General features: G+C 66.0%; 26 protein-coding genes and 1 pseudogene. 8 read left to right on the plus strand and 19 right to left on the minus strand.

Annotated features, from left to right (window positions below):
• Window positions 1–103 precede the first annotated feature (103 nt).
• From PV773_RS08245 to PV773_RS08255, 3 genes are all read left to right on the plus strand, one after another.
• On the plus strand, window positions 104–1,147 hold the full coding sequence (locus PV773_RS08245; protein WP_347966083.1) for a glycosyltransferase family 4 protein: 1,044 nt from the start codon (window positions 104–106) through the stop codon (window positions 1,145–1,147).
• 43 nt (window positions 1,148–1,190) lie between these two features.
• The gene (locus tag PV773_RS08250) at window positions 1,191–3,359 is read left to right on the plus strand and encodes an amylo-alpha-1,6-glucosidase (RefSeq protein WP_347965884.1); all 2,169 of its coding nucleotides are present in this window, start codon (window positions 1,191–1,193) and stop codon (window positions 3,357–3,359) included.
• A 281-nt stretch (window positions 3,360–3,640) separates the two neighbouring features.
• Complete coding sequence (locus PV773_RS08255; RefSeq protein ID WP_347966084.1) at window positions 3,641–5,320, plus strand: trehalose-6-phosphate synthase; 1,680 nt, start codon at window positions 3,641–3,643, stop codon at window positions 5,318–5,320.
• Window positions 5,321–5,358: 38 nt separating this feature from the next.
• On the opposite strand, the gene PV773_RS08260 is transcribed toward PV773_RS08255, so the two are convergent.
• The 4 genes from PV773_RS08260 to PV773_RS08275 all read right to left on the minus strand — a co-directional run bounded on the left by PV773_RS08260 (window position 5,359) and on the right by PV773_RS08275 (window position 6,872).
• Window positions 5,359–5,724: a hypothetical protein gene (locus tag PV773_RS08260; RefSeq protein WP_347965885.1), complete on the minus strand. Its 366-nt coding sequence runs from the start codon at window positions 5,722–5,724 to the stop codon at window positions 5,359–5,361.
• Between the two features lie 161 nt (window positions 5,725–5,885).
• Window positions 5,886–6,080 carry a hypothetical protein gene (locus PV773_RS08265; RefSeq protein ID WP_347965886.1) on the minus strand — a complete coding sequence of 65 codons (195 nt, stop codon included), beginning with the start codon at window positions 6,078–6,080 and terminating at the stop codon, window positions 5,886–5,888.
• 38 nt (window positions 6,081–6,118) lie between these two features.
• Window positions 6,119–6,304 (minus strand): DUF3606 domain-containing protein, encoded by a 186-nt coding sequence (locus tag PV773_RS08270; RefSeq protein WP_347965887.1) that lies wholly within the window; start codon window positions 6,302–6,304, stop codon window positions 6,119–6,121.
• 67 nt (window positions 6,305–6,371) lie between these two features.
• The gene (locus PV773_RS08275) at window positions 6,372–6,872 is read right to left on the minus strand and encodes a ferritin-like domain-containing protein (RefSeq protein WP_347965888.1); all 501 of its coding nucleotides are present in this window, start codon (window positions 6,870–6,872) and stop codon (window positions 6,372–6,374) included.
• Window positions 6,873–7,026: 154 nt separating this feature from the next.
• Here PV773_RS08275 and PV773_RS08280 point away from each other — a divergent pair.
• Window positions 7,027–7,347, plus strand: a pseudogene (locus tag PV773_RS08280) (low affinity iron permease family protein); the annotation flags it as partial.
• Between the two features lie 152 nt (window positions 7,348–7,499).
• On the opposite strand, the gene PV773_RS08285 reads toward PV773_RS08280, so the two are convergent.
• From PV773_RS08285 to PV773_RS08300, 4 genes are all read right to left on the minus strand, one after another.
• A complete protein-coding gene (locus tag PV773_RS08285; RefSeq protein ID WP_347965889.1) occupies window positions 7,500–7,943 on the minus strand; it encodes a hypothetical protein in 444 nt (147 codons plus the stop codon).
• Between the two features lie 12 nt (window positions 7,944–7,955).
• Entirely contained in the window at window positions 7,956–9,020 is a 1,065-nt protein-coding gene (locus PV773_RS08290; RefSeq protein ID WP_347965890.1) for a porin, read from the minus strand.
• 333 nt (window positions 9,021–9,353) lie between these two features.
• The gene (locus tag PV773_RS08295; RefSeq protein WP_347965891.1) at window positions 9,354–10,052 is read right to left on the minus strand and encodes a hypothetical protein; all 699 of its coding nucleotides are present in this window, start codon (window positions 10,050–10,052) and stop codon (window positions 9,354–9,356) included.
• Between the two features lie 107 nt (window positions 10,053–10,159).
• The gene (locus PV773_RS08300) at window positions 10,160–10,657 is read right to left on the minus strand and encodes a hypothetical protein (protein ID WP_347965892.1); all 498 of its coding nucleotides are present in this window, start codon (window positions 10,655–10,657) and stop codon (window positions 10,160–10,162) included.
• Window positions 10,658–10,957: 300 nt separating this feature from the next.
• Between PV773_RS08300 and PV773_RS08305 the strand changes: the two genes are divergently transcribed.
• From PV773_RS08305 to PV773_RS08320, 4 genes are all read left to right on the plus strand, one after another.
• On the plus strand, window positions 10,958–12,424 hold the full coding sequence (locus PV773_RS08305; protein ID WP_347965893.1) for a multicopper oxidase family protein: 1,467 nt from the start codon (window positions 10,958–10,960) through the stop codon (window positions 12,422–12,424).
• Between the two features lie 56 nt (window positions 12,425–12,480).
• Window positions 12,481–12,918 carry a DUF411 domain-containing protein gene (locus tag PV773_RS08310; protein WP_347965894.1) on the plus strand — a complete coding sequence of 146 codons (438 nt, stop codon included), beginning with the start codon at window positions 12,481–12,483 and terminating at the stop codon, window positions 12,916–12,918.
• A 69-nt stretch (window positions 12,919–12,987) separates the two neighbouring features.
• Entirely contained in the window at window positions 12,988–13,665 is a 678-nt protein-coding gene (locus tag PV773_RS08315; RefSeq protein WP_347965895.1) for an SCO family protein, read from the plus strand.
• 162 nt (window positions 13,666–13,827) lie between these two features.
• On the plus strand, window positions 13,828–14,067 hold the full coding sequence (locus PV773_RS08320) for a hypothetical protein (protein WP_347965896.1): 240 nt from the start codon (window positions 13,828–13,830) through the stop codon (window positions 14,065–14,067).
• 117 nt (window positions 14,068–14,184) lie between these two features.
• Here the strand turns inward: PV773_RS08320 and PV773_RS08325 are convergent, their stop codons facing one another.
• The 11 genes from PV773_RS08325 to benB form a co-directional block, all read right to left on the minus strand.
• Window positions 14,185–14,670 carry an SRPBCC family protein gene (locus tag PV773_RS08325; protein WP_347965897.1) on the minus strand — a complete coding sequence of 162 codons (486 nt, stop codon included), beginning with the start codon at window positions 14,668–14,670 and terminating at the stop codon, window positions 14,185–14,187.
• A gap of 72 nt (window positions 14,671–14,742) precedes the next feature.
• Window positions 14,743–16,224, minus strand: coding sequence for a benzaldehyde dehydrogenase (locus PV773_RS08330; RefSeq protein ID WP_347965898.1), 1,482 nt, complete (start codon window positions 16,222–16,224; stop codon window positions 14,743–14,745).
• 11 nt (window positions 16,225–16,235) lie between these two features.
• Window positions 16,236–17,105, minus strand: a complete 870-nt coding sequence (gene pcaD / locus PV773_RS08335) for a 3-oxoadipate enol-lactonase (RefSeq protein ID WP_347965899.1) — start codon at window positions 17,103–17,105, stop codon at window positions 16,236–16,238.
• A gap of 10 nt (window positions 17,106–17,115) precedes the next feature.
• Window positions 17,116–17,829 (minus strand): ABC transporter ATP-binding protein, encoded by a 714-nt coding sequence (locus PV773_RS08340; RefSeq protein WP_347965900.1) that lies wholly within the window; start codon window positions 17,827–17,829, stop codon window positions 17,116–17,118.
• Window positions 17,826–18,584, minus strand: coding sequence for an ABC transporter ATP-binding protein (locus PV773_RS08345; RefSeq protein ID WP_347965901.1), 759 nt, complete (start codon window positions 18,582–18,584; stop codon window positions 17,826–17,828). The genes PV773_RS08340 and PV773_RS08345 overlap by 4 nt, the downstream gene beginning before the upstream one ends.
• Complete coding sequence (locus PV773_RS08350; protein ID WP_347965902.1) at window positions 18,574–19,575, minus strand: branched-chain amino acid ABC transporter permease; 1,002 nt, start codon at window positions 19,573–19,575, stop codon at window positions 18,574–18,576. The genes PV773_RS08345 and PV773_RS08350 overlap by 11 nt, the downstream gene beginning before the upstream one ends.
• Before the next feature lies 1 nt (window position 19,576).
• On the minus strand, window positions 19,577–20,449 hold the full coding sequence (locus PV773_RS08355) for a branched-chain amino acid ABC transporter permease (RefSeq protein ID WP_347965903.1): 873 nt from the start codon (window positions 20,447–20,449) through the stop codon (window positions 19,577–19,579).
• A 46-nt stretch (window positions 20,450–20,495) separates the two neighbouring features.
• Entirely contained in the window at window positions 20,496–21,710 is a 1,215-nt protein-coding gene (locus PV773_RS08360; RefSeq protein ID WP_347965904.1) for an ABC transporter substrate-binding protein, read from the minus strand.
• A gap of 69 nt (window positions 21,711–21,779) precedes the next feature.
• A complete protein-coding gene (locus PV773_RS08365; protein ID WP_347965905.1) occupies window positions 21,780–22,568 on the minus strand; it encodes a 1,6-dihydroxycyclohexa-2,4-diene-1-carboxylate dehydrogenase in 789 nt (262 codons plus the stop codon).
• Window positions 22,565–23,584: a benzoate 1,2-dioxygenase electron transfer component BenC gene (gene benC, locus PV773_RS08370; protein WP_347965906.1), complete on the minus strand. Its 1,020-nt coding sequence runs from the start codon at window positions 23,582–23,584 to the stop codon at window positions 22,565–22,567. The genes PV773_RS08365 and benC overlap by 4 nt, the downstream gene beginning before the upstream one ends.
• Before the next feature lie 20 nt (window positions 23,585–23,604).
• The gene (gene benB, locus PV773_RS08375) at window positions 23,605–24,096 is read right to left on the minus strand and encodes a benzoate 1,2-dioxygenase small subunit (protein WP_347965907.1); all 492 of its coding nucleotides are present in this window, start codon (window positions 24,094–24,096) and stop codon (window positions 23,605–23,607) included.
• Window positions 24,097–24,159 lie beyond the last annotated feature (63 nt).

The raw sequence follows: 24,159 nt of genomic DNA on the forward strand, positions 1-24,159 counted from the left end.
TCTCCGACAAAATGCGGTCGGCGAGACCGATTCCGCGGGGAACCATCGGCGCCGCGATCGATTTCAGGATCGGGCGGACGTGCAAGAGGCCGAAGGACGAGCGATGAAGATTGCCCAGGTTGCTCCGCTTTACGAAAGCGTGCCGCCGCGGCTTTATGGCGGAACCGAGCGGATCATTTCCTTCTTGGCTGATGGGCTTGTCGAGGCCGGCCACGACGTCACGCTCTTTGCAAGCGGCGATTCAACCACGCGTGCCGCCCTGGCGGCGACCCGTGATTGCGCCCTGCGTCTCGATCCGAACCCGCCGACCTCGGCGATCGCGGCGCATCTGGCGCAGTTGCACGAGGTCCGCAGACGCGCGTCGGAATTCGACGTCATCCATTTCCATCTCAGCCACTTCCTGCATTTCCCGTTCTTCGAGGACATCGCGTGGAAGACGGTGACGACCCCGCATGGCCGGCTCGACTATCGCGATCTCGCCGGCGCCTATGGGCTCTGGCCGCGCTTTCCGATGATCTCGATCTCCAACAACCAGCGTCTGCCCCTCGCCGGCGCCAACTGGCTCGCCACCATCCACCACGGCCTGCCGGCCCGCCCGCACTCACAGCCTCAATGGAATGGAGAGGGCGGTTACCTGGCCTTTCTCGGGCGGGTCTCCCGCGACAAGCGGCCCGACAGGGCGATCGAGATCGCGCTGCGGAGCGGCTATCGCCTCAGGATAGCCGCGAAGATCGGCGACGATGACCAGCACTATTTTCGCGAGACGGTCGAGCCACTGGTCGACGGGACGAACGTCGAATTCATCGGAGAGATCGGCGAGGCCGAGAAGGACGAATTCCTCGGCAAGGCCACGGCTCTGCTGTTTCCGATCGACTGGCCGGAGCCTTTCGGCCTGGCGGTGATCGAGGCGATGTCCGTGGGCACGCCGGTCGTCGCCTGGAACTGCGGCGCGACGGGCGAGATCGTCGACGACGAGACCGGCGCCGTCGTCGACACGATCGAGGCGGCGGTGGTGGCTGTCCATCGCGTCGCAAGGCTTGACCGCGCCCGGATTCGCGCGGTGTTCGAACGGCGCTTCGGGGCCGAACGAATGGTCGGGCAATACGCCGATGCCTATGCGCGCCTGCTGGCCATGCACGGCGCCTGACGTCTTGCGGATCAGGGATCGAACGACCCGAGGGATGGGATGAATGGCACAACTCGACGAACGCCAGCTTGATCCAGCGGTCGCGCTCGCGACGCTCGACGACGCGCCGCCGCGCAACCCGCACCGGCAGTTCGCCTTGAAACATGGCGACTGCTTCGTCGTCACCAATGATCGAGGCGACATCCAAGGCCGGGGCGACGGCCTGTTTCGCGACGACACGCGCGTCCTGTCCCTGTTACGGCTGACGGTTGGCGGAAGGGAGCCCACCCTTCTCGGCGCGTCGCTCAGCCACGACAACATCATCTTCACCGCCAATTTGACGAACGTGCCGCTGGAGCTCGAGCCGGCCCCGCCGATGCCGCAAGGCGTGCTGCACATCGAACGCTCTTGCCTGCTTTGGGACGACCGCATGTTCGAGCGGATCAGGCTGTCCAACTACAGCGACCGCGACATCCAGGTTCCCGTTGCCCTGGAGTTCGATGCCGACTTCCGCGACATGTTCGAGGTGCGCGGCACCACGCGCCTGAAACGGGGCAAGACCTTCGCCAGCGAGACGTCGGCGGGCCATGTCCTGCTGCGTTACGAGGGGCTCGACGGCGTGGTCCGCCAGTCGGTCATTTCCTTTTCCGAGCAGCCGGTGCAACTGAGCGCCACGCGCGCCGAATTCCGCCTGGAACTGCCCAGGCGCGACGGACGCTCGCTCTTCGTCGAAGTCGGCGCGGAACACGTCGACCGGCCGAGCCGCGAGCGCTACCGCTCGGCGGCCGCCCGTGCGCGCTGGCGGATGCGGGCCAAGAGCCGGCATGGCGCAACCCTTCACAGTTCGGGCCGGGTGTTCAACGAGTGGCTGTCGCGCGCACGCGCCGACATCGCGCTGCTCACGACCGAATTGCCCACCGGCCCCTATCCCTATGCGGGCATTCCCTGGTTTTCGACCGCGTTCGGACGCGACGGCGTGATTTCCGCCCTGCAGATGCTATGGCTCAATCCCGGCCTGGCGAAGGGAGTGCTGGCCTTCCTGGCGCAGCATCAGGCCACCGAGACGCTGCCGTTCAGCGATTCCCAGCCCGGCAAGATCATGCACGAGACGCGCAAGGGCGAGATGGCGGTGCTCAGCGAACTGCCTTTCGGCCGCTACTATGGCGGGGTCGATACCACGCCGCTCTACGTCTACCTGGCCAGCGCCTATGCCCGGAGGACCGGCGACATGGCCTTCATCGACGGCCTGTGGCCCTCCCTTTGCGCTGCTGCCGGCTGGATAGACGCCATGAGCGCGCTCGACGAACATGGCTTCGTCACCTATCAGCGCGCCGCCGAATCCGGGCTCGCCAATCAGGGCTGGAAGGACAGTTTCGATGCGGTCTTCCACGCCGACGGCCGCATCCCGAGGGGGCCGATCGCGCTTGTCGAGGTGCAGGGCTACGTCTTCGCCGCCTATCGTGGCCTGGCGGAACTGGCGACAATTCGCGGCGAGACGGCCCTCGCCCAGCACTGGAGCGACCGCGCCGAACGCATGCGCAAGTCGGTCGAACGCCATTTCTGGATGGACAAGCGCAATTTCTACGCCATGGCGCTGGATGGCGACGGCAAGCGGTGCGAGGTCCGGGCATCGAACGCCAGCCACCTGCTCTACGTCGAGCTGCCGGCGCCCGAGCGGGCCCGGGCGCTCGCCGATGAACTGCTCACGGCGTCGTTCCATACCGGATGGGGCATTCGCACGCTTGCCGACGACGAGGTTCCCTTCAACCCGATGTCCTATCACAACGGCTCGATATGGCCCCACGACACGGCCATCTGCGGCGCCGGCATGGCACGCTACGGCGCCCGCGATGCGGTGGTAAGGCTGATGAGCGGCACTTTCGAAGCGGCCGTGCATTTCAACATGCGGCTGCCCGAACTGTTCTGCGGCTTCACCCGCTCGCCCGGCGAGGCGCCGGTGGCCTATCCCGTCGCCTGCCTGCCGCAGGCGTGGTCCTCCGGATCGGCATTCATGCTCATGCAGGCTTGCCTCGGCATCGAGATCGACGGCTTCAGGGGCGAGATCCGCGTGACCCGCCCGCGGCTGCCCATCGGCATCGACCACCTGTCCGTACGGCGCCTCGGTGTCGGCAATGCCGAGGTCGATCTGCACTTCCAGCGGGTGGGGGATCGCGTCGCGGCCTTCCTCGATTCGCGCGACGAAGGGCTTGCGCCGCTGGTGGTGCGCAGCTGATCAAATCGGCGATCCCTGGGAACCCATCGCCGTCACGGGAGTTCTCACTGCGTGCCGCATGGCACGGCACCATTCCAGAAAAGTCCGGCAACGCCACCAGCGGTATGACTGTTGAGACTGCATTCTTGACCTTGATAGGCCTGGCCGCCGCCGCATTGGCGATATCGGTCGTGGCGATGTGGACGTCGCTTGCCGCCCTGCGGCGCGGCTCGGGTCTTCGGCTGACCCAGTCGGAGATCGATCAAAACGCGCCTTTACGCGCGGTCGAGCAGCCTCGTCCGATGGACGAGCCGCCGCGGCAGCTGCTGCCGGAATTCGAGCAGAACAGCCGTGTGGCCGACAGCCCCCTCACCGCCTGGTCGCCCGAGATGATGCGCCATGTGATAGACAGCGAACTGCCCGACGCCGAGATCATCCTCGTCTCCAACAGGGAGCCCTACATCCACAATCTGAAGGACGGCAAGGTCGAACTCATCGTCCCGGCCAGCGGCCTCGTTTCGGCGTTGGAGCCGGTCATGCGCGCCTGCGCGGGCACCTGGATCGCCCACGGTGGCGGCACCGCCGATCACATGGTCGTCGACGAGCACGATCGCGTCCCGGTTCCGCCGAGCCGGCCGGCCTATACGCTGAGCCGCGTGTGGCTGAGCGAAGAGGAGCAGGAAGGCTACTATCTCGGCTTTGCCAATGACGGACTTTGGCCGCTCTGCCACATCGTCTTCACCCGGCCGGTGTTCCGTGAATCCGACTGGGAGGCCTACAAGGCGGTCAACCAGAAATTCGCCGACCGCATCGTCAAGGAGGCCCGCGGCCCGGACCCCGTCGTCCTGGTCCAGGACTACCACTTCGCGCTCCTGCCCCGCATGGTGCGCGACAAGCTGCCCGAAGCGACCATCATCACCTTCTGGCACATTCCGTGGCCCAATTCGGAAGTCTTCAGCATCTGCCCCTGGCGGGAGCAGATCCTCGACGGCCTGCTCGGCAGCTCGATCGTCGGCTTCCACATCCAGTTCCACTGCAACAACTTCACCGAAAGCGTGGATCGCTTCCTGGAAAGCCGCATCGAGCGCGAGCATTCGTCGATTTCCCATGGCGGCCAGACCACGCTGGTGCATCCCTATCCGATTTCCATCGAATGGCCGCCGATGGCGTTGCAATCGCAGCCTTCGGTGGAGGAGTGCCGCGAGACGATATTCTCGCGCCTCCATCTCGACCCGCGGGCGAGGCTGCTGGTCGGCGTCGAGCGGCTGGACTACACCAAGGGCATCGTCGACCGCTTCCTTGCCCTGGAGCAATTGTTCCTGCGCCATCCGGAATGGATCGGCCAGCTGGTCTTCCTGCAGATTGCAGCGCCCAGCCGCGGTACCCTGCCGGCCTACAGGCACCTGCACGAGGAATGCCTGGCGTTCGTCGAGGATTTCAACGACCGCTTCGGCAACGACACCTATCGCCCGATCGTGTTGCTCGACGAGCATCACAACCAGGGCGACATCTACACCGCCTACCGCGCCGCGGATGCCTGCGTGGTCAGCAGCCTGCATGACGGCATGAACCTGGTGGCGAAGGAGTTCGTCGCCTCGCGTGACGACGAACAGGGCGTGCTGATCCTCAGCACGTTCGCCGGAGCCTCGCGTGAACTCCTGGATGCGCTCATCGTCAATCCCTTCGACCCGGCCGCGATGGGCGAAGCGATGCTGCGTGCCATAACCATGCCCCCCGACGAACAGCGCGAGCGGATGCAAAGGCTGAGGGAAGTCGTCCGCACCAACAACGTCTACCGATGGGCGGGCGCCATGCTGCAGGATGCGGCACGGCTGCGCAAACGCCATCGCGCGCCCGGCGCCGACAACGGTACCGAGGCCGCTGCCGCGATCGTCTCCTCGACCTTCCTCGATCGCCTGCTCGCCAGGCGCCGGCAACCGCCACCCAACAATGTCGGGCGTCGCGCCGGTTCACGCAACTAGGGCCCGGTTCCGAAAAGATGGATGCCGGCAATCGGACCCTACGCCGTCTGCTGCACGACCAGGGTCAATACCCCCTCGTCGGTCACGCCCGCCGCGACGACCTGGCTGGGATCCAAGCCGACGGAAGCCAGGGTCAGCACGGCCTGGCGTGAGTTGCCGACGACGCTTTGCAGCTCCTTCAACTGCGCTGCGTCGGTCTCGTTGACGATGTCGCCCACCTCCTTCTGGGTCGACGGCGGCAGCGTCTCGAACTGAATGACCACCACGTCCGAATAGACCTGGTCGGGGTCGAGGGCGGGTACCTGGAACGGCTGGGTCTGCTGCGGCGCGGACAAGTCCTGCGCCATGGCGGAAGCTGGCAGCAGTGCTGCCAGGATGATCAAGGGTACGACAACACGTCTCATGGGTGCCTCCTCGGAAGAGACCGATGCTCCGATGCAATCGAACTCCTAACCTTGGCCAGGTCGAAATGGTTCCGCTCGGCGCGCGAGGCCCCGGCCGATGCGACAAGACGGCCCTACCTGTGCCGGGTCCGCACGACTGCAAGGACCGCCTGGTCAACTCGCTATTGGCGCTGGCGCTGCTCGAGCGCCCTGATCTCCCTTGCGATCTCGGCCAGCTGGACGGACCAGGGATCGTCGTCCGCGCCGGCGAAGAGCGCGCGGTCGAGGCTCCGAATGCTCACTTCCAGGTCGCGAAGCCGCGTGATCTTGTCCCTAGGCGAAAGGGTTCGGTCGTTGACGATGCTGGCGAGAGACAAGTGTGCCTCCCTTCGATTTTCGGCCGCTGGCGCCGGGCTCAGCCGTAGAAGCGCTGCGCCATGATCGCGTCGAGCTTGCTGCGCGAGGGGCCATAGCGCTTGATCAGCGCTGCGGCCTCGCCGCGGGAGAGGTCGTATCTGTCGGCAAGGTCTGCCACCTCGTATTCCTGCGCGGCGGAAACACGTTTTCGATCTTCCTTGGTCTTCGTCGGGTCGTCGGGCATGATCAGCCCTCCTTGAAATGGCGTTGGCAGGCGAGGCCGCCGCGCTGGCGCGGCAGCCTCGGCAGCCCTAGGCCGCCAGTGCCTTGCGATTGGCCGAGCTGTCGGCGATCTTCGTCAGGTCCTTGTCGGTCGTCTCCTCCTCGGCAAGCGTCAGCCCGAGGAGCTTGGCAGCGTCGGGCAGCTTCATGATTTCGGCCCAGCGCCGCAGGGTTCCGTAGCGGGTGATCTCGTAGTGCTCCACCGCCTGTGCCGCCGAGATCAGGCCGGCATCGCCCGCGGCCGTGTCCTTGAATTCGTCGAGGATTTCCTCGCCTTCCTCGATGATGCCGTCGATGGCGGGGCAGGTCTTGCCCTGGACCCGCTTGCCGATGATCTCGAACACCTGCTCGAGCCGCTCGACATGGCCCTCGGTCTGGTCGCGGTGCTTCTCGAACGCGGCCTTGAGTTCCTTGGACTGCGCGCCGCGCGCCATCTTCGGCAGCGTCCGCAGGATCTTGCGCTCGGCATAGTAGATGTCCATCAGCGCGTCATGAAACAGGTCTTCGAGACCTTTCTCCTTGCTTGGCATTTTCGGCTCCTTCGATTCAGCCCCCGACCTTGGATCAATGACGGTGCGTGGCGAAGGTTCCCCGCATTCGCTGCACGCCACGGCGACTGGTTCCTGTGAACCAAATGCCGGCACGCGGCGTTGTCTGCCATCGACCCAACCCGAGACGAACTCCGTGGACCCGCATCTGTTTCGATTGGCCAGTTTTCTGTCCCGCCCGCCCGGCTTCTATTTGTTGATAGCGGCCATGGGCTTCTGTACGGCGTTGATCCCCTTCGGCCTGACCGACATCGTGACCTATGCGCTGTCGGTGGCGGCGATCCTGATCACCGGCGTGGTGCTGATCCAGGGCAATCGCGACACCGCGGCGATCCACGCCAAGCTGGACGAGATCGTCTTGAGCCTCAACGAGGCACGGAACCACGTGGTCGGGCTTGAGCACTCCGACGCAAAAGACATCAAGAGGACGCTCAAGCAGATAGAACACGAGGCGGCGACAAACGGCCAGCCGTCCGTGCCTGCCGCCAGCCGTCCGTGCCTGCCGCCAGCCGGCGCGGCAGGCCGCAATCCTGATCGAGGCCGGCTTGCGGCAAATGCACGACGTGGAACCTGCCGGGGGGCATAGTTGGGTTGGCGCGTGCCGGCTTCTCAATGCGCCCTTTTGAGGTGGTCGTGCAGGACGTTGATCTCTTCCCAGCCGAATTGGGCGCCCGACTGGGTCACGATGCTTGCTGCCGGATGCTGCTTGGTCAGCGGCGCGCAGACCGCATGGCGCAATGCCTGCGAGAGGTGGCCGAAAAAGACGCCGTGGGTGAACCGGTTTTCATAGAAGGTCGCCGGCTCGTCGAGATCCACTCGCTTGCCTCGAAGCTCCATCTTCAACTCCATGTGCAGTCGCCCCCGCCGCTCTTTGGGGAATTCAAAACCCGTAGGGCGATGAACGGTTCCAGGGAGAACGAAGAAGTGATTGTTCTGGCCGGCCAGGCGGCGATTTGAGCGAATGCCGGTCATCCGTGGTGACGCAGCCTTCGGCGCGGCCGGGTCGCCAAAATGACAAACCCGGCGTGTTACCGCCGGGTTTGCACCATTCATTGCATCGGCCGATCAGAACGAGGCGTCGAGCCGCAGGAAGCCGCTGAACGAGCCGTCGCGCTCCACACTGGTGACCGGATCGATACCCTCGTAGCTGTCGCCGTCATTGTAGTTGAGGGCCAGCTTGGCGTTCAGGTTCTCAACGATCTTGTAGTCGACGACGGCGCCGACCGCCCAGTCGTCGTTGCCGAGTTCGACGGTCTCGTTGGTGGCGAAGTTGCCGGTGTGGCGGTCGCCGAAGTACTGGCCGCCGGCGCCGACCGACAGCCGGTCGTTGACGGCGTACTTGACATAGCCGCCGACCGACCACTCGTAGCCGGAGTACGGAGCGAGCAGGCCGAACCAGGTCGCGCCCGTCTCGTAGGTCGCGATCGCCTGGAGCGTCACGGCATCCGTCGCCTTGACGTTCACGATGCCCTTGAGCGCGACTTCCGAGAAGCGATCGTCATAGCCGGCGTAGAGATTGACCGAGCCCCAGCCCTGGGCGATCGACACCTTGCCGGTGACGAGCGGCACGTAGTCGTAGTTGGTGCGCTCTTCTTCCAGGCCGACCGACACCGCGATGCCGTTGCCGGCGTCGAAGGTGTAGCGGATCTGGTTGATGAAGGTGCCGCCGCCCTTGTCGAACTCGCCGTCGACGCCGCCGTCGAACAGCGTGTCGTTGCGTCCGATCATCAGGCCGCCGAGCTCGAAGTAGGCATAGCGGATCCACATGGCGGTGGTGTCGCTGTAGGTGGGCGTGAATTCGCCGCCGTCGTTCTGCCAGTGCAGCTCGATGTAGCGACGGAAGGTGCCGTATTCGGTCTCCGAACGCGCGTCGAGCTTCAGGCGCGCAGCCGAGTACTTCCGCCAGCCGTCATCGTTGTCCGACCAGTCGATCTGATAGCGAACCAGGCCGCCGACCTTCAGGCAGGTCTCGGTGCCGGGAATGTAGTAGAACCCCGCGCCATAGACGTCGCAGATGCGGACGTATTCCATCGGCTCCGGCTCGGCAACGACGACGGCGTCGGCCGCACGGGCGCCGGAAACTGCGAGCAGAGCCGCAGCGGAACTGAGAGCAAGTCTCTTGATGTCCATTATGTATCCTCAGGTAAAAGAAATAAACAACGGCACGAAACCTTTTCTCAATTCGAGAAATACCTCCCGCGCCCTCGGCGATTGGAAATGAGATCACGTCGGTCTCCATTTCCAAGGATGGTTTCATATACATCCGTCGCGATTCTTCAAAAACAAAACGGCATTAATTTCCAAATGATGTATCTCATTATAATATAATAGTGATATTAAAACCACAGTTATTGTACAAATAATACATACTATACATTTGGCACAAACGGAACGTTATTATTTTTACTTCAGATCGTCACTTACGACTCAGTTCATTTTGACCTTTTCGGCATGCGGGCAAAATTAGGATGCGGCGGAATGTTCCTTCGCCGCTGCTATGACGTCGGCCACGATGTCCTGCTTGAGCAGCTCAATCGGAATGCGGCCGCCGAGCCCGGGCGAAGGCTGGATCAGCCAGAACCAGGCAAGCCGCGGATGCGGGATATGCGAAAGCACTTCGCGGATGCCCGACGCGGGTCTTCCGTCGACGAACTGGGCCAGCGGAAACACATGACGCTGTCTGCCCTTGCGCAAGGCGACGACCTCGTTGCCGCGATACCACCGGTGCAGGGTCGATCGCGGTATCCGAAGGTGCTCCTCCAGATAGGTCGATCCGGCCACGCGACCCGCCCAGTCTTCTATGACCATCGCTTCCAGGTCGCCGCTGGTCGGTTGATTTGGGGATGGAATGCCGCTCGTCGACGCGGCCGGTCTTCCGGCGCCACCGCCTTCGCTCGCCATACGCGCGGCCTCTGCGGCGAGCGCGCGCACAAACTGCGAGGCCAGGGCTGCCAGGTCGGGCCGCATGCCCCCCACGGATTGCAGACTCACCTGCGATGAACAATCCCCGCCCACCCCGCTTTCGCCAGGGACCTTTCCGGCAGCGAGATACCCATCAATATGAAATACATCATTATTGACAATCTTCTTTATTTCGTTGAAGAATGAATCTGTAAGGTTATTTATTATATTAGAAATGTGAGATTGAACATCTTCATTCATGCCGGTCTATTCCTCCACTTCATCAGGCGGGTAGATCTCGAATGCCTGTCCCGGAGCTCAAACGACTGGAGCCCCGGATCCCCTCGGTCGGCGATCGGTAGCCGCTGCTAGTCCAACGCCTGGGCGGCAGTCGCAAATGGCGCCACGGCCGGCATTGCGGCATTTGCCCGGAACCACTTCATCGATTTCCTCCCTTCGATGTCGCCTTCCATGTCCCCCAGGCGTCCCCGCCCGGGAGGTCGACCTGCGCAGCAGGTACACAAATTCATGCCTACAACGCCTTCCAGGCGGTCCACATGGTCGATCCGGACGATGTCGTAAGCATTGTTGACGAACAGGGCCGCTCTCAACGACCCGATGCGCCGCCGCGTCGCAGCACGACGGATTGAGAAGTCGCCTCGGGCACTATAATATCCGGCGATGCTCAGTCTGAGGCGCGCATTGGCTTTCTGTCTGGCGGTCATCTTTGCCGCCGGGCTGAGCGTGTCTCCCATCCAGGCCAGCGACATGTCGGTCAAGATGACGACCATGTCGGATATGAGCATGCCGATGGACGGCGACTGCATCGGATGCCCGGACAAGGGGACGGACAACGGCAAGGCCATGCCCTGTCCTTACGCCTGTGCTGTTCCGCTTGCGGGCCTGTTGCCCACACCCGTTGCCTACGACATAGTGGCGCCGCAATCCGAACCGGCTCCGAGCCTGTCGGCCGAGCCGGACGGACGAGCGGCGGTTCCCGACCCTCATCCTCCCAAACCTTTCGCGCTGATCTGAACGGGGAAGCCCCCAGGGCTTCCGAGCGTGTCGCAAACATCCGCCCCTGCTGGGCCTGATGTGAATTGCCCATGGCCGGCCAGGCTTTCGCCTGTGCGCCGCCCGTGCACGACCAATGCGGAAGGTTTGGAATGACTGATTTATTGAATTTCGGCATGTCCCGGAGGGCCCTCCTTCGGGCAGGTGCATGCCTTGCCGTCGCGGCCACTGGCCTGGAGACGACTGCGGGGAACGCCGCGCCGACGACGGAATATCGGATCGCGCCGGCCCCCGGCCGCGCTCGCCTCAAGGGAAGCGACGCTCCGGAGACGGCCGTCTGGTCCTACGACGGGCAGATTCCCGGCCCGGAGATCCGGTTGCGGCAGGGAGAGCCTGTCCGCATCCTGGTCGAGAATGGGCTCGGGGAAGACACGACCGTCCACTGGCACGGCATCAGGTTGCCGAACGCGATGGACGGCGTGCCGGGCCTGACCCAGCCGCCGATCCGGCCCGGCGAGAGCTTCCTCTACGAATACACGCCGCCCGATGCCGGCACCTTCTGGTACCACCCCCACGCCAACAGCCTGCAGCAGCTTGGCCGGGGGCTGGCCGGGGCCCTGATCGTCGAGGAGGCGGAACCGATCCAGGTCGATCGAGACCTTCTCTGGGTGCTCGGCGACTGGCGGCTGGACCCGGAAGGTCAGATCGCTCCCGGCTTCGGCAGCCCGATGGAAGCGGCGATGTCGGGCCGCGTCGGCAACACCGTGACGCTGAACGGGCGAGCGCCTGCCGACCTGGAAGTGCGGGCCGGCGAGCGCATCCGCCTGCGCCTCGTCAACACGTCGCTCGCCCGCATCATGGCCCTGCGGTTCGAGCGCCACAGGCCCGTCGTCGTCGCCGTCGACGGACAGCCCTGCGATCCGCATGAGCCGGCGGACGGCCGCCTTTTGCTCGGCCCCGCCATGCGCCTCGACCTCGTCGTCGACATGCTGGGCGAGCCCGGCAAGCGCTACGCAATCCGCGACGACTTCTACGAAGGGCTTGGCTACGAGTTGACGGGCTTCGCCTACTCCAGCCAGCCCCCGTTGCGCGAAAACCCGCTCGATGCGCCGCTCCGCCTGCCGCCCAACCCATTGCCGGAACCGGATGTCCGGAACGCGACGCGGCACGAACTGCTGCTCGAGGGCGGCATGCCCGGCATGAACAACATGCAAGGTGGCGCCGGCATGCAGGGCGTGGCCAAGATGATGTCCGGCGGCATGGGCGGCATGAAGCACGGCCAGGCCGTGTGGTCGATCAACGGCACCGCCATGACCGGCGACGGTCACGCCGGGATGCAGCCGCTCGTGACCCTAGCAAGAGGGCAGAGCCACTTCGTCACCCTGCGCAACCGCACCGCCTGGTGGCACCCGATGCACCTCCACGGCTTCAGCTTCCGAGTGCTCAGCCGGAACGGTGTGGCCGTCCCCAACAACCAGTGGGCCGACACGGTGCTTCTGGCTCCGGACGACAGCGTCGACATCGCCTTCGTCGCCGACAATCCCGGCGACTGGATGCTGCATTGCCATGTCACCGACCACCAGACCGCCGGCCTGATGACGGTGCTGCGTGTGGAATGACCAGGCAAGACATGAACGTCACCACCTCAATTGACCACACCGAAAGGAAGACAAAAATGCTTAGAACTCTCGCCACCATGGCCCTTCTCGCAACCAGCCTCACCACCGTCCATGCCGCCGAGGCGCGCAAGGCCGTGCTCTACAAGAACCCCCAGTGCGGCTGCTGCGAAGGCTACGCCGACTATCTGCGCCAAAATGGCTTCGAGGTGGAGGTCAAGCCGAGCAACGATCTCGCCGAGATCAGCCGCAAGGCCGGCGTGCCGGCCGACTTCCAGGGTTGCCACACGACCTTCATCGACGGCTATGTCGTCGACGGCCACGTGCCGGTGAAGATCGTCGAAAAGCTGCTCACCGAGCGCCCCGAAATTGCCGGCATTGCGCTTCCCGGCATGCCGATGGGATCGCCGGGCATGGGCGGCGAGAAGACCGAGCCCTTCACCGTCTATGCTCTCCCCAAAACCGCCGGAGAGCCCGCGGTCTACGCGACGGAATGACAGGCGATGAACAGGAGGAGTTTCGCTTTCTCAGGGCATCCGCCTCTCTTGCCACCCTTGATCGGAAGGATGCGCGAAGTTCTGCTTGGCATCGTCGCGATGCTGCTCGTCGGTGCGCTCGTCGCACCGGCCGCAGCCCACTCTCTCGATGAAGTCGACGCCATGCTCGGCGACAAGGAAAAGTACTTCCAGCCGATCGACAAGCCCGGTCCCGACTTCGCCTTGCAGACGGCGGACGGCCGCGCCGTCGGCCGCGCCGATCTCAGGGGCAAGGTCGTGGTGCTGCATTTCATCTACACCTCGTGTCCGGACGTCTGCCCGCTTCATGCCGAGAAGATCGCCGGGGTCCAGAAGCTGGTGAACGCCACGCCGATGAAGGACCGGGTGACCTTCGTGACGGTCACGACGGACCCGACCAACGACACGGCCGCGGTCATGCGCGACTACGGTCCCACGCACGGTCTCGACCCCGCCAACTGGCTGTTCCTCACGGCAAGGACCGGCGACCCCGAGGATACCACCCGCAAGCTGGCCGAGCAGTTCGGACACAAGTTCCAGAGGACCGCGGACGGCTACCAGATGCACGGCATCGTCACCCACGTCATCGACCAGGAAGGGAACTGGAAAGCCAATTTCCACGGCCTCAACTTCGACGACGTCAACTTCGTGACCTTCGTCAACGCGCTGACCAACGGCACCTCTCGTCCGCACGGGCACGCCGAAAAGAAGTGGTGGGATTTCTTCTGACGGGCCGCAGTGCTGGCAACCTGACCTCGAGGAGGCCCACGGGCCTCCTCGGGGCACGGGCCCGCAGGTGACGGCTGGCGTTCGACGCAATGGGACGTGTGAAAATGCCGTTGACCTTCCATTTGCAGAAAGGTGCACCTTTGAACAATGGAAGCCGGAGCCATGGCACATCAACAACCTGCGCTTGACGAGGCGATCGTCGCGGCATTCACGGTGGCCGTCAGCATCGGACGGGATGACGTCGCCGACCTGCTGCTGCGCGCGCTGGAGTGTCTCTGCGGCGGTCCCGAGACCGGTGGCGCCAACGCCGCCTACAGGATCATCCTGCGCTCCGAACCAGGCGAGCCTGGCCGCGGAATTCCAGCTCCCGGCGCGGCCCGCGGCAAGCGGCCAACCCATTGAGGGATCGCCTCGACTGGAGTGACCGGCATGCCGAAGCGATCAATTCGCCTGGCTCGGTACACTTCCAACCACAGCACCGATACGATAGTTCCCGCCGAGCCTTGAAGCGAGCCGCGCTCAGCGCGCCGTGACGGCCGGCAGGTTCGCCAGTCCGCCTTCGAAGACATCCCGCACCAGGGCCGCGGTGGCGCGGTCGGCCTCGGCGGGTTGGGCGCTGCCGGCGGGCCGCTGGAACTCGCCCGACCACAGCACCGCGCTGCCGCCCGCCTCGCCCGGCTCCACCCACATCTCGGCGACATAGTTGCTGAGCGGCAGGCTGGTCTTGACGATGCGGTAGCGGTACCACCTGCGCGCCTCGTCATAGGCCAGAAGCTCGCTGATGACGAAGCCGCCGCCCTTCACCTGGAACTCCCTGACGGCCAGGGGCTTGCCGTTCTCCCCGACCAGCAGCACGGTTGCCTCGGTTGCCGGGTGCCAGAGATGGATGCCGTCGAAATCCTTGATCGCATCCCAGGCCCGCTGCGGCTCGGCATCGAGGGCGATCCGGGATGCGTAGCGCAGCACCGGGCGTTCCGGTGTCACGGCTTGTATGTTTGTGGGCATGGTTCCTCCCTCCATGTAATTGACTTCGGTCGACGCGGCCCGAGGCGGGACTGCCACCCCGGGCCGGGATCGTTAGAACGGGTAGGCCGGCGGGGCGTTGCGGATCGTCAGCCACTGCCACTGGGTGAACTCGTCTATGTTGCTCGGGCCGCCGATGCTGGTGCCGTTGCCGGAGGCGCCCACCCCGCCGAACGGGTTGATCACCTCGTCGTTGACGGTCTGGTCGTTGATGTGCAGCAGCCCGGCGCGCAGCCGGTCGCCGACCGCCATGGCGCGGCCGATGTCGGGCGAGATCACCGCCGCCGACAGGCCGTATTCGGTGCGGTTGGCGAGTTCCACCGCCTCGTCGTCGCCATTGAAGGAGGTGACGCAGGCGACCGGCCCGAAGATCTCCTCTTCGAAGGCGGCCATGCCCGGCTGGACGCCGGCAAGCACGCTCGGCGCGTAGAACAGCTTGTCATACGTGCCGCCGGCCAGGAGCCGCGCGCCCTGCTCGACCGAGGTCTTCACCACGCGGTCGATATGGTCGAGCTGGGCCTTGTTGATGATCGGGCCGAGCGCGACGTTGTCCGTCGCCGGGTTGCCGACCGGCAGGGTCTTCGCCTTCTCGGCAAGTGCGGCCGTGAACGCCTCGAAGATCGGCGCCTCGACCAGGATGCGGCCGGACGACATGCAGATCTGGCCCTGGTGCAGCCAGGCGCCCCAGGCGGCGTTCTTCACCGCCAGCTCGAGGTCGGCGTCCTTGAGGATGACAAGCGTGTTCTTGCCGCCGAGTTCGAGCGACACCTTCTTGAGGTGCCGGCTGGCGTTCTCGCCGACGACGCGGCCGGCCTTGGTCGAGCCGGTGAACTGGATCATGGCGATGTTCGGATCGGCGACCAGAGCCGCCCCCGCGTCGCCGGCGCCCGGCAGCACGTGCAGAAGCCCCTCGGGCAGGCCGGCCTTTTCGAAAAGGGCGGCAAAGACCAGCCCGCCGCAGACCGCCGTGCGCGGATCGGGCTTCAGCACCACGGCATTGCCGACCGCGAGCGCCGGCGCCACCGCGCGCATGGCGAGGTAGAGCGGGAAGTTGAACGGCGAGATGATGCCGACCACGCCGAGCGGGCGGCGGCGGGCGAGGTTCATCCGGCCGGTTTCGGAGGGCAGCACCAGCCCCTGCGGCTGCGAGGCGAGCGCGGCGGCTTCGTTCAGCGCCTTGATGCAAAGCTGCGTCTCGAATTCGGCCTTGCCGCGCGCGGAACCGCTTTCGCGGATCAGCCAGTCGACCACGTCGGCGAAGTGCGTTTCGAGCAAGCTTGCTGCCTTGCGGATGACAGCTGCCCGCGCGTCGTAGCTGGCCGAAGCCCAGTCGCGCTGCGCCCTGGCCGCCGTCGCCGACGCCTTGGCGACATCGCCGGCCGATGCCATGCCGATGCGGCCGAGCACCGAACCGGTCGCCGGCTCGATGATGTCGGCCGCCTGCGCGGTGCGCTGCCAGCCGCGCGAATAAATAGTTCCGTCAAGGTGATCGCCTCGGATCAGTTTCGTCTGGGACGATGAGACTGTCTTATCCATGAAATGGCTCCTTATTCCTGAAAATGTGGGCCGGGTCCGGGATGTCCGGCGCTGGAGGCCGCCCGCTCGCGGCCGAGCCTGTCCCCCTTTGCGGCAACAGTGGAACTCAAGAAGTGGTGAAGCAGGCTGGCGACTTCGCCCGGACGCTCAATGCACGGCAGGTGGCCGGCGCCGGCAATCGTGCGGAAGGCCGCAGCGGGAATTCGCCGCGCCGTGTCGGCAACGAGTTCCGGCGGGGTCGATTGGTCCTCTTCGCCGGCGATCACCAGCGTCGGCGCGGCAATGCCGGCAATCGCGCCGGTCAGGTCGGCGTCGCGCAGCGCCCGGCAGGTGTCGGCGTAGCCCGTGGCCGGCGTGCGCTCCAGCATCCGCTGCCAGCCGGCGAAGGCGTCTGCCCGGGTGTCGCGGAAGCCGGCCGAGAACCAGCGTTCCATGATCTGGTCGCCGATCGCAGCGACGCCCCGTTGCATCACGGCCTCGATGCGGGTGTTCCAGGCCTCCGGCGTGCCGATCTTGGCCGCCGTGTCCATCAGCACCAGCCTTTCCACCCGCTCCGGCGCCCGCACCGCGAGCTCCATCGCGATCAGCCCGCCGACCGACAGGCCGCACAGGGCGGCACTCCGCCAGCCCAGGTGATCGAGCAGGCCGACGAGGTCGGCCGCGTGATCGGCGATACCGTTGGGCGACTGTGCGACCTCGCTCAACCCGTGGCCGCGCTTGTCGTAGAACAGGAGGTCGAAATCGGCGGCGAGCGCGTCGGCGACCTCGTCCCAGATCGCCAGGTCCGAGCCGAGCGAATTGGCGAAGACGATCCGGGGGCCGCCCCGGCGGCCGGCGCGGCGAAAATGGAGGACGATGCCGTTGCTTCTGGCGAAGGCCATGATGCGCGCCCTAGTGCAGGCCGAGATGGCGTTCGAGCAGCTCGGGCTGCGCCAGCAGCTCCGGCGGTGTGCCGTCGAACTCGACGCCTCCCCTCGACATCACCACCATGCGGTCGGCGACCTTGGCGAGGTTCTTGATGTCCTTGTCGACGACGATGGTGGCGATGCCCTCGCCGCGGATGACGGCGAGCGTCTTCCAGATCTCCTCCGCCACCAGCGGCGCCAGCCCCTCGGTCGCCTCGTCGATGAGGATGATGTCGGGATTGGTCATCAGCGCCCGGCCGATGGTCAGCATCTGCTGCTCGCCGCCGGAAAGCTGGTGGCCGCCGTTGCCACGGCGCTGGGCGAGGCGCGGAAACACCTGAAGCACGCGCTCCAGCGTCCAGCCGCGCTTGCCGTCGCGGCCGGCGCGCGACGCCATGACCAGGTTCTCGATCACCGAAAGCGAGCCGAAGACGCCGCGTCCCTCGGGCACGAAGGCAACGCCGGCCTGCGAGATCGCCTCCGGCTTCTTGCCGCGGATCGAGCTGCCGTTCAGCTCGATGATGCCCTGGACCCGCGGCACCAGCCCCATCAGCGAGCGCAGCAAGGTGGTCTTGCCCATGCCGTTGCGGCCGATGAGCGCCACCTGCTCGCCGGGCCGCACCGCGAGACTCACGCCGTGAAGGATCTGGCTCGGCCCGTAGAAGCTCTCGAGCCGGTCGACTGTCAGGAGCATGTTCATGCCACTTCCTCCGCTTCTCCGAGATAGGCGGCCCGCACCACCGGATCGCGCCTGACGGCGTCGACCGTGCCCGAGGCGATGACCTTGCCGTCGGCCATGACGGTGAGCCGGTCGGCGATGGCGAAGACCGCGTCCATGTCGTGCTCGACCAGGAGCACGCCCCTGCCCGCCTTCAGCGACGCGATCAGCCCGGTCATGCGGCGCGCCTCGGCGTGCCCCATGCCGGCGAGCGGCTCGTCGAGCAGCACCAGCCGGGGTGCTGTGGCCAGCACCATGGCGACCTCGAGCTGGCGCTGTTCGCCATGGCTCATCGACTTCGCCGGGGTGTCGGCACGGCCTTCGAGGCCGACTTCGGCGAGTGCGGCAAGCGCCGCCTCGCGCACGTCGGCGCGGCGTTTGCCGTCGCAGCGCATGGCCAGCGCGCCAGGCCGCGTCGCCTGGGCGGCCAGCCGAGCGTTGTCGAACACCGTTCGCTCGGGAAAGATCGTGGTCTTCTGGTAGGAGCGGCCGATGCCGCCCCGGCAGCGCTGGTGCGGGCCGCTTACGGTGACGTCGCGGCCGTCGAGCAGGATCTTGCCGTCGGTCGGCCTGAGATCTCCCGACAACAGGTTGATGAGCGTCGACTTGCCCGCGCCGTTGGGGCCGATGACGGCATGGACCTCGCCTTCGCGCACGCTGAGCGAAACGTCCGCGCAGGCGGCGAGCCCGCCGAAACGCTTGCCGAGGCCGCGGGCTTCGAGAACGTCAGCCGGCATTGTTCGCCTCCTTCAGGTTGAGCGCGGGCGTGCCTGTGCGCCTGCCGAGGCCGGCGAGCCGTGCCAGGTCCTGCAGGCCGCCGGGCGCGACCAGCACCAGCGCGATGATGATCAGGCCATAGACGAGCTTCCAATCGTCGATGAAATACTTCAGCCCCTCCTCGAGCCCGGTCACGACCAGGGCGCCGGCGAGCGGCCCGGCGACGCGGCGCGTGCCGCCGAGCACGACCATCACCAGCGCGGTGGCGGAGAGATGCCAGCCGAGCATCTGCGGCGCGACGAAGCCGAACTGGGCGGCCGAGAGATAGCCGGCGAGGCCGGCCAGCGCGGCCGAGAGCACGAAGGCGACGAGCCGGACGCGGAACACCGGGATGCCGAGCGCCAGCGCACGCCTTTCGTTGTCGCGCGCCGCCGTCAGGGCATCGCCGAACGGTGTCGACAAGAGATGCCGGATCAGCCACCACGTCCCTGCCGCAGCTGCCAGCGCGGCAAGGTAGAAGGTCACCGGATAGTCGAGATCGACGAGCACGGTCTCGCCCACCGACAGCACCGGCTTGACGTACAGGAACAGGCCGTCCGAGCCGCCGCCGACCGGGGTGTCGTGGAACAGGAAGAACAGCATCTCGCCGAAGGCGAGCGTCACCATAATGAAGTAGACGCCGCGCGTCCTGAGCGACAGGAGCCCGATGACCAGCGCCGCGGCGGCGGCAACCGCCACCGCCAGCGGCAGTGTCAGCAGCAACGACGGCGCGTCGTATTCGGGGGCGGCGAGCACCAGCGCATAACCGGCCAGGCCGAAGAAGGCCGCGTGGCAGAGGCTGACGAGACCGCCGAAGCCGACGGCGAGGTTCAGCGCCATGGCCAGCGTGCCGAGGATCAGCACCTTGGCCGCGAACTGCACGTAGTAGTCGGGAACCAGGGCCGGGAGCATCGCCGCCGCAACGGCGGCGGCAAGCAGCGCAAGATGGGTGCGCGAAGACAAGGGTTGCATCTCACACCTCCCGTTTGCCGAGGATGCCGGTGGGGCGCACGATCAGGACCGCGGCCATCAGCACGTAGACGAGGATGCCGGCGAGTTCGGGCATGAACACCTTGCCGAACGTGTCGATCAGCCCGATCAGCAGCGCGCCGATGGCGGCTCCCGGCACCGAGCCGATGCCGCCGAGCACCACCACCACGAAGGACAGGATGAGCATGCCGTCGCCCATGCCGGGGAACACCGTCGAGATCGGCGCGATCACCGCTCCGGCCAGAGCTGCGAGCGCGATGCCTATGGCAAAGACGTAGCGGTTGACGCTGTCGAACGGGATGCCCAGCGCGCGCGTCATTTCGCGGTTCTCGGCGCCGGCGCGCACCACCATGCCGATCCTGGTGCGGCGGATCACCAGGAAGATGGCGACCGCAACCGCCAGGCAGAGCAGGCTGACGGCCAGCCGGTAGACCGGATAGTTCAGCACGTCGGTCAGCGGCAACGAGCCGGAAAGCCATTCCGGCAGCGGCACCGACTGCACGTCGCGCCCGAACAGCATCTGGCGCAGCTCGTCGACGACGAGGATCAGGCCGAAGCTGAGCAGCACCTGCGAGAGATGGTCGCGGCCGTAGAGCCGGCGGATGAACACGCTCTCCAGCGCCATGCCGACGAGGAAGCTGATGGCGAAGGCGCCTGTGATGCCGATGGCGAAATTGCCGGTGGCGACTGTCAGCCACCAGGCGAGATAGGCGCCCAGCATGTAGAAGACGCCGTGCGCGAGGTTGATCACTCCGAGGATGCCGAAGACCAGGGTCAGGCCGCTCGCGACGAGAAACAGCACGAGCCCATACTGGACGGCATTGAGGAGCTGGATGGCGAAGGTGCCGATATCCATGACGGTCTCCTGTCCGAGAGGGGAGCGGGCGCATGGCGCCCGCCGTTCAGGCCATGCGGCAGCCGCGCGCGGGGTCCCGCACCGCTTCGCCGGCGACCGAGACGAAGGCGTTGCGCCCGTCGCGGACCTCGCGGAGGTAGATGTTCTGGATCGGGTTGTGCGCGGCCGAGAAGCTGAGCGGCCCGCGCGGGCTGTCGATCTTGGCGCCCGCCATGGCGGCAAACAGCGCCTCGCGCGCCGAGGCGTCGCCGCCGGTGGCGGTCAAGCCCGCTTCCAGCAGTGCCGCCGCGTCAAAACCCTGGACGGCGTAGATGTCGCCCGCCTCGCCGGTCTTGGCCTGGAAGGCCGACAGGAACGCCTTGTTGGCCGGATTGTCGAGGTCGTCGGCATAATGCAGCGTGGTGCGGATGCCGCTCGCCGCGTCGCCCTGCGCCTTCAGCGTGCCGTCGGTCAGGAAGCCGGTGCCGTAGAGCGGGATCTTGCCCTTGAGCCCCGCGGCCGCATAGTCGGTGACGAATTTCACCGCCCCGCCGCCGGCGAAGAAGGCGAACACCGCGTCGGGCTTCAGCGTGGCGATCTGCGTGATCAACGCCTGGAATTCGACTTCCGGGAATGGCAGCGTCAGCCCCTCGACGACCTTGCCGCCGGCGGCCTCGAAGCCTTCGGTGAAGGCGCCGACCATCTGCTGGCCTGCGGTGTAGCGCCAGGTGATGGTGAGTACGTTGCGGTGGCCTTCGTCATACACGACCTTGCCCATCGGATGGGCAGGCTGCCAGTTGGAGAACGAGGTGCGGAAGATGTTCGGCGCGCAGAGCGGCCCCGTCGCCTCGTCGGCGCCGGCATTCGGAATGATCAGCGGCACGCCGCTGTCGCGCGCCACCTTCACCATCGCCATGGCGACGCCGGAGTGCACGGTGCCGATCACCACGTCGGCCTTGTCGCGGCTGACCAGCCTGTTCATGTTGTCGGTCGCGGTTTCGGGCTTGGACTCGTCGTCGAGGCGGATGAACTCAACCTTGCGTCCGCCGAGCATGCCGGATTTCTGCTCGACATAGAGGTTGAAGCCGTTCTCGATGAACTGCCCGAGCCTGGCGTAGGTGCCGCTGAAGGGCAGCATCAGCCCGACCTTGAGCGGTGCTCCCTGGGCGATGGCAGGCTTGGGAAATCCGAGGGCGAGGCCTGCGGCGCCGGCCGCCGTTGCGCCGAGAAAGTTCCTGCGCGTGATTACCAGGGTCTGCGCTGTGGACTTGATGTTGGTCATTTCACACTCCTCCGTTTGTTGTCGTTCATCAGCTTGTCAGCGTGCGAGGCCTCCTCCTCGCAAGCCGCCTCAGCCGCTGTCGCCGCCACCCACCGGCAAGATGGTGCCGGTCACGTACGAGGCCTCGTCCGAGGCCAGGAACAGGATGGCGTTGGCCTGCTCTTCGAGCGTGCCGTAGCGTTTCATGAAGCTGGTGGCCTTGGTCTGCTCGACCACCTCCTGCATCCAGGTCGCGTCGCGCTCGTCCTGGGCCGAGGTGTTGCGCGGAATGCGGCGCGCCGGCGCCTCGGTGCCACCCGGCGCCACCGCATTGACGCGGATGCCGCGCTCGGCATTCTCCATCGCCATTGCCACCGTCAGCCCGTTGACCGCGCCCTTGGCCGCCGAATAGGGCACGCGGTTGATGCCGCGCGTGGCGATCGACGAGACGTTGACGATCGACCCGCCGCCGGCCTCGATCATCAGCGGCAGCACGGCGCGGCAGCACCACAGGGTCGGAAACAGCGACCGGCGGATCTCCGCCTCGATCTGCGCCTCGTCGAAATGTTCGAACGGCCGCATCCAGATCGCGCCGCCGACATTGTTGACCAGCACGTCGACGCGTCCGAGCGCGGCGCGCGCCTCCTCGATGGCACCGCGTGCGCCGGCCCAGCCTTCGAGGTCGGCAAGTATGGCGACCGCCCTGCCGCCGGCCGCCACGATCTCGGCCGCGGCTTCCTTGACCAGTTCGGAGCGGTCGACCAGCGCCACATGCGCGCCTTCGCTCGCGGCTTGCATCGCCACCTGGCGGCCGATGCCTTGCGCGGCACCGGTGACGACCAGCGCCTTGCCGGCGAAACGCTGCGCCCGGCCGGTCACGTCGTCGTCTCCGCCGCGAGGAACTTCTCGTAGTGGAAGGAGGCGGGTTTCACGCCGATCCTGTCGAAATGCGCCTTCACGGCATCCACCATCGGCGGCGGGCCGCAGAGATAGACGTCGGCCTCGCCGTCGTTGAGGTCGGCCGCGCCGAAGTGATCGGTGACGAAACCCTTCAGGCCGTGGGCGCTGTCCTTGTCGGCCACGCACACGTCGTAGCTGAAGTTGGCCATCGTTTCGGCGAAGCGGGCGAGCTTCTCGACCTCGACCATGTCGGCGTCGCGCGTCACGCCATAGACCAGCCGCACCGGATGGGCTGGTCCGCCCTCCTCGTCGAGATGTTCGAGCATGGCGAGGAAGGGCGCGAGCCCCGTGCCGCCGGCGAGGAACAGCGTCGGCCTGCGGATCTCGCGCAGGTAGAACGCCCCCACCGGGCCGCGCAGGGTCAGCCGGTCGCCGGAAGTCGCCTGGCTGGACAGATAGGTCGACATCAGTCCACCCGGGATGTTGCGCACCAGGAAGTCGGCGCGGCCGCCCGACACGCAGGACGAGAACGAATAGGCCCGGCTCTCGGCCGTGCCCGGAACCGACACCTGCATGTACTGGCCGGGCAGGAAGCTGAGCGCTTCCGGCTGGTCGAGCGCGACGGTGAAGCCGATCGTGGTGTTGGAGAGCTTGCGCACGTCGGCGATCGCGGCCTCGAACACAGTCGGTCCGCTCTTGCACAGGGCCGAGGTCGCCGGGATGCTGATGACGCAGTCGCTCTCGGGGCGGAACTGGCAGGTCAGCACGAAACCTTCGGAGGCCTCGTCCTCGGTCAGCGCGTCCTCGATGTAGTCGCCCATCCTGAAGCGGCCGGACTCGCACTTGCTCTTGCAGGTGCCGCAGGCGCCGTCGCGGCAGTCCATCGGAATGTTGAGGCGGGCCCGGTAGGCTGCGTCGGCCACGACCTCGTTGCCGTCGCATTCGATGAAGCGGGTGACGCCGTCTTCGAAGTTCAAGGCTATCCTGTGTGCCATGGCTCGATCCTCCCTGGCTGTCAGACGTGGTAGATGTCGATGACGTGGTGGATGTAGTCGTTGGTCAGCACGACCTTCTTGCGGGCGATCTTCAGCCCGCCCTCGCCCTTCTCGAGCGTGTAGAACGACGCTCCGTAGTAGGAATCGGTGGTCTTGTAGCGGAAGTTGAAGGTCAGCCAGTTGAAGCGGACCTGCAGCTTCTCCGCGTCCTGTTCCAGGATCTCGACGTTCGAGATGTGATGGATGGTGCGCGGCTCCGGCAGGCTGGTGGCGCTGGAGCGCTCGGTGCGGATGCGGAAGATGCGGTCCTCCAGCCCCTGCTTGGTGGGATAGTACATCAGCGAGATTTCGGTCTGCGGGTCCTCGACGAGGGTCTCGTCGTCGTCCCAGGACGGCATCCAGAACTCGGCATGCGGGGCGTAGAGCGCGAGCCATTCGTCCCACTGCCTGTCGTCGAGGAAGCGGGCCTCGCGATAGAGGAACTCTTCGACCTCTTGGCGTGAAATGGTCATGACGTCTCCTTCCGCGGACCGTCTTCGGGTCCGCGCCGTGCGGGCGTGTTGCTGTGAAAGGGC

This window comes from Mesorhizobium sp. CC13, assembly GCF_039907765.1.
Taxonomy (GTDB): domain Bacteria; phylum Pseudomonadota; class Alphaproteobacteria; order Rhizobiales; family Rhizobiaceae; genus Aminobacter.